Source organism: Verrucomicrobiota bacterium (assembly GCA_021294815.2).
GTDB lineage: Bacteria > Verrucomicrobiota > Verrucomicrobiia > Opitutales > LL51 > LL51.
In genome coordinates, this window is record CP095464.1 from 70,373 (window position 1) to 82,391 (window position 12,019).

At 45.9% G+C, this 12,019-nt stretch carries 1 protein-coding gene (only partly in view); it reads right to left on the bottom strand.

From position 1 onward, the window contains the following. Positions 1-12,019, bottom strand: the final stretch of a protein-coding gene (locus tag LW808_000355; GenBank protein UPA28519.1) for a hypothetical protein. It continues 17,393 nt past the right edge of the window; the window shows 12,019 of its 29,412 coding nt (coding positions 17,394-29,412); its start codon lies off the right edge, out of view; the stop codon is at positions 1-3.

A 12,019-nucleotide genomic window follows, 5' to 3' on the forward strand; every position in this document is an offset into this window, starting at 1 on the left:
TTACCGAATATTGGAGTAGATCTGCTTCCAAACATCGCCAATCGACTTCAACATTTGAGTTGCGAGTGAGGTTGTCTCATTGCAGCGTTGCATCATCCGTTGCATTTTCGTCGTAATAGTCTGACCATCGGTCGTAATTTGGTCGACATGGATACGCATATTTTCACTCCAGAGAGAGACCTCATCGGCATTCAGGCCATTCGAGCCATCACCGTAAAGTTTGTTCAACACGCGTTTAATCTTGGGCTCCTCTACCCAGCATTGTGTCAGCGTCTTTTTCTCGTATCCTTCGACGTTCTCGTCTTCGGTAAACAGGCCCGGCCCATCGATATAAGATTTAATTTGCTTTACATCTTCCTTGCTAAATGTGCGATCACAGCCCAGAAGAGACGCTACCTCTGGGTCAGTCAGTCCATTGAGCGCCTCGAGGGTTTGAGATTTACTGTTTGCCCCTGCTAAATAGTTAACTGCCAAACCGGTTACAATATCGCCATATACCGAGGCCATCGCTTCGAGCTTGTACATCAAAATTAACGCGTTATAATCATAGTCTGGTTCTGTTAAATTTTCTTTATAAACACTCTTCTTTGAATAATAAAATTTCTGGTGGGCCATCAGGTCAAAAGCTTCTACCAATTTTTGATTGGTCCCTGAAGTAAAGTCTCCCGTTGAGGTATCCGAAGCTTTGCCCATCTGTTTAGCAAGATATTTATAGTGCCCTGTTCCGTTCCAATTATTGGAAATTGGTGCCCAGCTTTTAAGCTCAAAGCCATTTGTTGCGTCGCCATTGGGTTTCTTTTTATTAGAACAAATCCCTTCGATAGTACAAGGAAACGGCAAAGTCCCTCCTTTCATCTTTTGGAACAATGCTTCCGTGTAAGTTCCTAGTACGGAACGTACCTGCGCGGTATCATCTTCTTTAACAATTTTATTTCGATTATACCAATAGGCATCAATCAGCTTATTGCCACTACCAGCAGAAAAACTCTTAGTTCCATAAAGATCCGTCTGAGCTCCACTTATACCAAGTGCTGCCAACTGATAAATTCCCATCGCCACTCCACTGGCGGCTCCAGCAGCAGCCGCTCCTACGCCTATAGCAATTCCTATCCCAGCTGCGATAGCTGCCTTTGTACCCAATGCACCGAGAAAAGAAAGGGCCCCAATTCCTGCTACTCCTCCCGCAATTCCAAGAGTAGCGACGGTTATCACAGCAATTGCCGCAGCTGCAATCGCCACAGAAATTGCGGTCAAAGCACCTGCACTTTTCTTTTTTACAGACTTCGCAACGTCACCAAATTTTGCACTGGCATCGTCCGTTAATTCATAGGCTTCTTTCAAAGAACCTAATTCTAAAAGGTCGCGGTCGGTTAGATCGCCCAACATGGTGTTTTGGCCAACATCACCACCGTTTTTAAGCTTCCCTTGAGAAACGTAGGTGAACAGGTTGGAAACATCCGCATGGTTCGACTCGAGGTAACTCATGCGCTTGTTAAAGTTCGAATTTTCGTAGGTCAACAACGAGTTGTCATCCATGGCATTCGTCGGCATTGTTATGTTGTGCTTTTTGAAGTACATGATGACTTCAGCAGGGATAACGACCTTTGCCTTATCGCCTTGTTTCGCCGCTTGCGCCTGAACTTTATTTACCTTGGCAAGTTTGGCATTCGCTTCGGCAATCTTTTCGTTATTCTCTTGGATCTCTTTCAAAAGATCAGCCAAGAGATTCTTTTGCATCGTAAACTTCTCATACAGGATTGCCATCAGACGGAACATCATCCCATAGTGCGAATAGTCGCCGTGCCAGAGCGAATCCGAGCTGATGTAGACCGGATCGGAAATGTTATCGACCTTATCTTCGATGAAAATAGGATCACCATTCTTGCCATAACCGTAGATCACACGGTAATACGTACCGCTGCAGGATTCGAGCTGTTTTTCGGTCAGCGTCCCAGTCACTACCCAAGCACCGTTGAAGTAGGCGTATTCCTTGGGTCTTAACATCAGCAATGAGCGCTGATAAATCTCAAGTTGCTGTGAGTAGTTGAGCCAATCCTTGAGCTGTTCCAAATACTCATCAAGCGGACCTCCACGGGTGGGGATCGCCTCGATCTTGGTTTTATATTCCGCGAAATCAATTTCTGCGGCATCATATTTGTCCATAACCTCGTGAATTTCTGAGGACTGAATTTTGTAGAGGTACTGGTCCTGAGTAAATTTGCTGCTATCGTAGGGTTCGAAATTAATTACCAAACCAATGTAGGTCTTTTTATCGGCGACATTTTTCTTCCCCAGCCAAGCCCGGAAGTTTTTGATCTTTTGTAATAAATCGGCATCCATCTGCCCTGCGAGTTCGCCTTCATCATCGTAAGACGCAATGATCGTATCGATATCGTCGGCAAAGGCATAAAGATCCTCTAAGAGTGCCGCTTTACGGGATTTGGATACGACCCAATTGAGATGGTCGGCCAAAATTTCGTTAAACCCTTTGCCGGCAATTTTCCGGCGGCGATTATTTTTGACGACCTCGATCACGTAAACGTCATTAAGGATACCGTCATAGGTCTCGTAACGCTTGAGCTCCTCGACATAGCCGTTGAGCATCGTATCCATCTCCGTGAGGTATTCCCGGACGCTATCCGATGAAATTAAATTCTTTTCCTCCGAATTTTCGAAGTATGACTGTTTCATGAATTCATTTAGTGTAGCCTGGTAGAGTTCTGCATCGCGGGAATCGCCTTTCCAGCCCTGATATTCACAAAAGCGCGCATCACGTGCCACACCCCAGGTATCGGCGAGCGATGGGATTGGTGTATCAGAATATTGCGAACTGCCGTACTCGATAGTTTCTGCGACACGCTGAAAGTCCTTGCGGGCACCACTATTATTGAGTAACATTTCAACTTCGAGACTCACAGCATCAATTCCGTTTGTTACCTGTAGTACTTCTTCCGCCATGGCTGTTTTTTTGCTAATGAAAGCATAACTCGAGACGAGCGACGCCCGGGTACTTTCATCGGTCATGACCGATAGCGCATACTTCATCTGATCGGCACTTTCGAGCCGTGATTTCGAGAGCGAGGCGACATAGGCTGCGAAATTCCCCTTATCCGAAGCGGCATTGAGCTTAGCGTTTTCGTAATCCTGCTTCGTTTTCGTAAGCTCATCGGCACAATTTTCAGCAGCGGTGATATCGCCAATCGCCTTGGCATTGGTCATTTTTTGGAGTACGCCGTAGTATGCTTTCGCACGGTCCGCAAGGTTACGGAAATTCGTAAAGTCACCGTCGGCGTTGAGATTTTTTAACACAGTATTAATCCGAGCAATCATGACCTCCTCGGACTCGTACGCCAACTTGTCATTGTACCGCAACACATCGTGACGGCTGAGTTTATCACTGAGGTTAGAGAAGAACGATGCGTACGCCGTCATATTGGTACTTAACTTTGCTTTTGCTTCTGGGAAAGCTTTCGCGGCTGAAGAACTATTCCACTGGTCGTAGGCGATCCCAAACGCAATTCCAGCCTTATTGACTTCTTCGACAAAGAGTTCTTGGACATCATCGTTGAGGAGATAATGCGCATGCGGCTCGTACATCCCGTTGTAGGTGTTGAAGAGCGTCTTGTAGCGCTCGAGCTTGCCATCATCGTTTCCAGCAGTATCTGCCGGAACAATCTCGGACTTTTTGATGGGGTCGTAATTGACTAGAACGATTTCGTTATTGTTGAGATCAAACTTATATGCCGCGTAGGTCTTGGTCGTTGCGCTACCACTTCCGACAACATAAGTGTTATAGAGTCGCTTCCCGTTGGCATCGAGCAAAAATCCATCGGCGTCACCACCACAGCTGTTTCCATCGCCGTCGTAGATACCGCCCTCCGCAGAAGAGTACATCATGACGCTATCTTCGGTTACGATTTTCGGGTTAAATTGCTCTGCCGTGAAGTTTTCTTTGTCATCGAGTTTAAAGAACACACCCTCCAAATCTTGCATTTTATTCGAAAACTCGCTCACCGTGAGCTTATTGAGGTCGTGTTTTATACTATTAGGAGTGGCATTATCTTTTTCCACCTCTTTTCCACCCTCCATTACAATTCCCTTGACATTTCCCGTCGGCTTTGGCATTTGGACAATCCGGAGATCATTACCAACGAGTGCCGCGATATAATAGAAATCCTCATTGCCGTGCATATTGAAGGTATAGCAGCCCGAGTTAAGGAGGTAGAGCGAGCGTGTGTTTTCGGTCGTGTCGATCACAGCCTTCCCATTGGCATCCGTTTGTAATACACCATCTTTTCGCTCATAAACCGTCAGATCATCCTTACCCCACCAGGTGAGATTGGAGACCGCATTTCCGGCCACTGAAAAGAGGTACTCTGCGACTTGGACACGATTGTAGGTTTCAGAAATTACCTTGTATGTATCGTTGTTGACATAGATATCCTTGAGCGTATCGATAACATCCAGCAATTCGTTCGTAACGATGCGCGTTGGCGGTTCGGATGTTGAGGAAACGACGTTACCGTCTTCGTAGACTGCCACCATAGTCCCCTCCTCTGTAACGGTTTTCACACTCCCGTTGGCAGGTAGCGCTTCTCCCTCTTCTTGAAGTGTGTACGTACCGTCGTCGCGGAGAATAAAGGTACCGTGTGGGTTCATCGCCTCGAATGCCTCTTTATTGGCGCCTTCATCATTATTATTCCAACCTTTCACGAGCGCCTCCAGCCGTGCGATTAAGTCGACCATCTGGTCCGCGTTCTGGATGATTTTACCACCGATTGCGAGTTGCGAAACTGTGGCGCCAAAGAGCGACTCATAGGTGTAGTTTTTAGATTTCAGTACCTCTTGTATGGCTTCGGTAATTGACGCACAACGGGCAATTTTAATCGCTGCGGCATCTGCCTTCGAGTTATAATTTGCAACCTTATTAATGAGACGATCGATATAGTCACCGAGAGTTCCCTCCAAAAGATCATTATCATTCTTACCGACCATAGCTTTAATGATTCCGACGGTTACACCGCCGCTTTCGTCAGCACCATCTGGCTTTTTGCCGGGATCATTAGACCGTCTAATATCGTTCGCCAGCTCCCAATGTAGGTCATAATAGGGATAGATCTGGTTTTCCTTGAGTGATGTCAGTTCACTACGGAGTTCTTCCGAAACATTCGTGTCGCCACGCCACGTTGAGAAGTGCCCAAAGAGGTAGTCAATATACTCGATGACCGCGTTGTAAGCATTTTGAGCCCGAAGATAGGAACGAATCTGCTGGAATGGCGACGTCTCCTCAATGAAAGTTTTCTTATAGAGCGTCAGAAGATCGAGTTTAAAATCTTCCGTGATAGTACTAAAGTTAAGTGTCGAAAACCCATTGCTGTAGATATTAGAATACCCTCCATTGCCCATGAATTGATCTCGGAGATTTTTAGCCGCATCTTTATTATCTGCAGTCGAGGTATACTGTGCTCCAGGTTTGTTATACTCAAAAACATCAAAAAGTGTTTTATAGAACTTATCTTGTCCAGTTTCGATATTTTGCAGCAGAGGCGTGCCACATGTAGCCCAATTTCCAGTATAATGGATATCATATATACCGTTATTCCATGAGCCGGCCTTTCTGGCACATTTCGAACAATTTCCCTGATTATTGAGTAGATAACTCGACACGAGGAATGAAGCATATTTTTCGAAATCCACCCATGCTTGGTAATATTTCATCATTCGATCGCTGTCATTGTGGATCTCATCGACAGCAAACTCGACAGCTTCTCCGGAAATACGCGAAGCAATGAGATCTTTTCCGCGGTCTTTGTTTGCGCTCTTAAATTCTTCCTCTATTTCCTTGTTGATTTCATCCATCAAGCGAATAGCAGCGGTCTGATCACGTACGCAATCTCCTGTAAACCCATAACGGTTAGCGATTTTCTTATAGGTCCTGATTTCGAAATCGCGCCTTGCTGGAGTGTACTCGTTCCAACCATCTTTAGTCGATTTCCCGCCTTCTGTAACGTCAATATTGTACTGCTCAATATACGCGACAATCTCGTCAATGTGATCCAGGATCACGTCGGTGAAATATTTCTTGGGATCGACATTCTGTCCACCACCCGTAATGAGCAACAATTCTGCACTGCTCGACATCGAAGTTCTCCAATTGGTAATATCGCTATCATCGGGATAGTTAGTACTGCTGAGCCCTTTCGTTTTAGCCCGGATATCCTCATTCAGGTTTTCCAAATCTTTGATAATGTCTTCACAAGCCACCTGGTCGCTTAAGACTCGAAACTCTCCTCCTTTAGCGGCAGCGTCTAGAGATGTCTTCGCCGCGACTAATGCATCCCGAACACCAGTGTAACTGGAATATTTCTTGTAATGTTCTTTATATGCTGTGCTCTTGGGATCCGTGTATTTTTCTGCATCGGTGAGTGCCCATTTTTCTAACGCATTGGCCGCCTCTCGGATCTTGTTCATCATCTTTTCCATGTCATCTCCGAGGCGTACAGAGACATCCTCGACCGAGAGCGCTTCATCGTTATCGGCAATCATATTGGGCAACTGAAATTCGAACGAGATCTGCTGGAACAACTTCAGCTGCTCTAAGAACGTCGATCGACTCACCGAATTAATTTTCCAGTCGTAGTAGAACTTTTCCATCTGCGTGAACCACCGGTAAAACGTGTCAACCTGTTTTCGATTGACGATGTTCTCGAAGGTATCGTTGAGGTTTTCGAGTTCCTTGACGCAGCGATTAAATACCGTTTGGGTCGTCTTTGGAAGCCCATCGCTATACTTGGAGTTACAGTGTTTTTGAAGCGTCTCTTTGTACCGCTGAATGAAAGCTCGCAGTGAAATCGAATTATACCCTTCTTTCTGCGCCTCTGTTAAATCGTTGTACTGCGATAAAGTATTGGTAACTTGGGTTTGCTGCGATAACATGAGATCCCGATCACGACTAAGATCTCCAAGCGCCTTGGCTATGTTTGTGCGCTTGTTTATCTCGTTTTGAATCGGTTTCACATTGTAACTAACGTTTCCATTCGTCTCCGTATTTTTTTGGACAGTTGCGACGCCGAGATCCTGTGCTTGATAGGCAAGGTATCGAAGTTTTGCTAGTGCTTCCGCTTTATTTGCGGTCGCTTCCAGGCGCTTTTTTTCACCGTCTTCAGTTTTAGGACTATTTTGGATTATTTTTTCATAAGTGTCGATATTCTTCTTTATCGCCGTAACATTTGTTGCTAAATTATTCCCACAATAAAATGTTGACTGTAATTCCCAAAGCGTGCGGAGTATATTTTCCGTCGCCGTTGTGGTGTAATATTGCGCCGAATGGTAGATAATTGCGTAATGGTCGGTGCCAACGGTCTTGAAATCCATGTACCGGAGCACTGTTTGACCCACATCCTTTTCAGGCGACAGACGCCACGAGTTAGGCGATGAAATACTGATAATCGCATTATCGTTATCGGCTAAATTTTGCCAGCCATCGGATTGATAGTTGTCATTGATATAAGTCTGAAGATTGATGACCATGTACTCCGCGGCGTAGTCAACGATCGCATTGTACCACTTCTTCAGGGCAAGAGCGATATTGAGGCTCATCGAATCCGATTCTTTAAGGAAAATATCGACTTTTTGAGCGATCTCTTGGAGAAGTTTAGTGACGCGATAAAATCCGGCGCTGCCCTCCTGGTTGGTCAACGTGGCGAGATCGTCCGATTGCTTTGCGACATAGCTCGCGATGCTATCTTCACCGATTGTATGGAGTGAGCCGAGAACCATCGAAGCGGTATTCCAGGCGATAGTTGGAATCGTACCCTGTGTGGGTTCGATAAAGCCAGGATGTTCATCAATCGCCGTTATGAGCGCGAGTTCAGTCTTCCCGGAACTGGTCTTCCGCACGGGTATGGGCGAAAAGTCGTCGGTCGTACCGTAGGTCGAGTTGACGCAACGGCTGGGGACTGTTGTCGTATCGATAACGTTGTACTCTGCCACAAGCTTGAAGGCTTTACCGAAAACCTGCGTATATTTTTCAGAAGAACTCGTAATGTCGGCCAGTGCTCCCGCATAAGCTGTATCTACCAACGAAGCCGTTGGGGCCGGAAGTTTGCCGAGATTTGAGATCCATTTTCCTCTTTTTAGCGGCTGGGTCACAACGCGCAGGAAACTTTCCTTTGTTGCATTAGAATACTTCGCCTTATAGCTCGCATAATCCTCGTTAAAGTGGCGCCCGTGGGCATAAGTATAAAGATTCTGGAGGAGTTTATTACGGCTTGCGTTCCCTTTCGTCCAACCGTCACCGTAGGTCGACTGGAGCGCCATCAAGGCCTCATTAACGGTTTTCGAGACGGGATTAACGTACTGGACTTTTCCGTCGGTACCGGTTGTTTCCGCCCTCGGGGAAAATCTCGCCCCGGCATCATAAGCGCTAAGCATACCGTTTTTCCACCAATAATAGAAGCTCCCGTTGACATCATAACTGTCGACGAACTTAATCATGGGGTCGATGATTTGTGTCTTAATATCCTCATAAGCCGCATTGCCTTGGCAACTTTGGAGATCACTCAGCATTGCCGTATGCGACACAGGATTTTGGCGCCAATCGCTGTGGGCCTCTTCCAATTCGTGAAGCTTGAATAAGAATTCCTTCGCCTGTTTTTGGAAATTCGCCCCTTGATTCGCCGCTTTGGCATTTTCATTAACGGTATCCATATCGGCCGATAGGGTATTCAAAGCGCTATATAAATTCGCGGCGTTTCCCGATGTTACGCTTTGGACCTTTGCCTTAGCGTTATCGATGACAGTTTTCGCAGCACTGTAAGCATCCATTATATCTTTTGCCTTGAACTGCCACCCTATAGAGTTTGCATCTTTTGCTGTTTTGTAAGCGGAAATTGCGTCAAAAAATATCTTAACAATTCCGTTGTTTGTGGCATTTCCCAAGATATTCAATGCTTCACTGCAGGCGTTGTACTCTGTACGCCAAGCTGCTAAATTTTTTCGGGTCGTCTCTGGGACAAAATCGTTATAGTCTGAAAGATTCAGTTGTGTTGCGGTGGCAGCTCCATTTGTTGTTGGTTCTGCCACTGCTTGATATGTGGTCTTTGCCGCACCGTTAAAATAACCGGTCCAGTTACGCCCTAAAAGTGTCGTTATGTCACTGCTGATGTTATCGATGCCAATCGTGTTGATCGAGATTTTGTTCAAATTGACACACCTTCTCAAAAATCCAACACGATTATCGAGATCCTTGTAAATGGCATGTATTGTATTGATAACTGCATCACCATATGGTGTCATTTTTTCACGAGCTTTATTACAATTTCCATCGCTAGGATCGCTCTTAAAATCGCCAACATTCTTTGGATGATAATTATTGGTCAATCGATCAGCCGTTGGAAATCCCCAGTTAAAATAAACCTGGTCTGTACCCTTTTTGCTAAGAAATGCGATCGCGTTAATCGAAATCCCTGAAGAGTTGGCCTTACAGTAATTTTGGATTTGTGCTAGCGTATATTTCTGGGCACCTCCGATGTTAAAGCCACCTTCCGATTTCGCATTTTTCATTAAACGTTCCCAAAAATCCTTGTCATAAAAAACGTCTGCTAAATATTGAATGGGGGTGCCACCAGGTTTACTGCCAATCTTTTCACCACTTGCTTTAAAAGTTTCGCGCCTTTGAAGTGAAAACGTTTTACCGTAGTCGCCTAAACCAAAATTGAGATTTTCTTCTATAGGTAAACCCTGATCATTACATTCCCAAAACTTATATGTTGCCTGGGCAACCTGATGCTCTTTAGGAATTTTGTTGACATCATCTGGTACACCGAGGCCGTCCCAACCCGTTGGATAATACTTTCCGACCAGTGATACGGACCACGGTGTAATCACGGTGACATCCTTTTTTACGCCATCAACTATTTGTTGTTCTTTGTAAGCTTTTCCTTTTATTAAAGTTGGATTGTGTATGAGTAAATTTTCCTTACCAACTTCCTCATCAAATGTTTGCTTATCAAATGTTTTCCGTCCACTATCATCAGTCTTTCCTTCAGCACGCGCGATATATTTATCCAGGATAAAGTCATAGTTACCAGTGTAGTGTTCGAATTTGACCTTGTCACCCTGATGCTTTTTTTCTATAAACGTTCTCGCGCCGCCCATCATGGTTTCCGCGAGCCCTTTTTCGGAGAAACAATTATTAATCGCTGTAGTTACCTCTGATGCGTGTGCCGCAAATGTTTTCCCAGTCGTTACATCATTTTTCACCTGCGTTAATGAAATGTCCGTGCTACCGTTCGATTTCATTGTCGTCTCGAGGAGGTAGGAAACCATCTCTCCGAGTTGCACTTTGTCGGTCGCTTCCAACGCCGCCACATCTGATGGAAATGTCGCCGGAACATTGGTAATATTCCCGCTCTGATGCATCATCGACGGATCTATAACCGTGGAGGAATTGAGATACTTTACTCCGGCAAGCTGGTTTACAGTGCCCGTTGTCTCCGGAATTTTCGGTAGCGTCGGTGTTGTCGTCGAGAGCTGTTCTACAACAGCCGGTGATTCTAAATCTCCGCCGTTGAAAAATAATAAACTGTCCTGAACGCGGTAAATCGGAATAAGGAGATTTTTCGCCGCCTGCTCGATGTAAGCGCGAACATAGTCATCCGCCGCAAGCCGATCTTGCGCCATTCCAAGAAGGTACCCGATTTTATTTTCTTCACCAATGATTTTATTAGTGGAGGGATCTTTGATATCCGCCTTATAACGTAAGAGCTGCTGGAAGAGGTTGTGCCGGATGACATCTTTGAATAAGAAGCCCGATGCGCTCCATTCTTCAGCATCTGTCTCTCGTCGCGCGGCAACCCAGGTCAACTCCTCAACGACTTTAGGGAAATCCGTGACGTTTTTACCGAAATCAGCATCGATAACCGACTTCTCAAGCCGCATCTTCGCGTTGTTGTACCGAAACAGAATCCGACGGGGAATTTTTTTCCCACTCCCGGTATCAATTTCATTCGTCTTGTCGAGTACACATAAAAGGTCCTCACCCGTATCTGTCGATTGCGTAAACCAACAGTTGATTTCCTTATCGCGAGGCTCGATTTTTTTCGCCGAATCCTGGCATTTGTTCGTCTTACTGTCGATTTCATAACCCGTGAAGTTGACCCGATCGTCAATCACACCGTAGTTGTTGAAAATATACTCTAAAATTGTAATCCGATTAAAAAGTGAGACCTCCGACGCGATCGCCTTGCAGTACTCCGACGTAATCGCATTCAGGTCCTCTGCAATCATAACTACTCGATCTTTGAGTGCCGTCATCGCTTCCGGTAAGTTCGTGCTCTCCGCATCTTCAACATCCCAACTCTCTTTGAGCGTTAATAGAGAATCTGCAATCGCCTGTAACTTGACGTAACATAAGTCGTACGCCTTTTCTTTATCCTTTAAATCGGCATTTGCCTGGAGCGATGCCACAATTTTCCCAACAACTTGCGCTAGCACGCCCCCAAAGAAGTCGTCCGGCGGCACTAAATCCCCAAATTCATCGATAATGAGCTGTTTTGCCGATGCTAGACGCTGCTCGAAAATGTTTTGGTCATCCGAAGAAACCTTCCACTCCACGAGTTCATCCCGAACCCCGCGGTAGTAGGCCTTCCACCCCTCGTCTTGGCTAATCGTGCTCCGCTTCGTGTAGTCGTCAAATTCCTCCTGCAGCGACTCGATGTATTGCTTCTTGTAGTTCGGGTGATTCTGTAGCGCCAGATTCCCCAACTCGTCGTTGAGATCGTAGATCGCGACCTCCTGCCGCACTACCGTTTCAACCTCACTGGTCGCCCCCGCATATTCCGCCAGCTTATCGACGATCGATTTCGCAATCGGTTCCCCGTCTAAAGTCTCCTGGAAGAACGAAGCGTACATCTGCGACTCCATCCGGAGCCCCTCCCTCGCCTCCGCGAGATCTTTTGCGTAGAGTTCGTCGATTTGATCCTGAATCTTTTCGCAAGTCTGCTTAAACGACTTCACG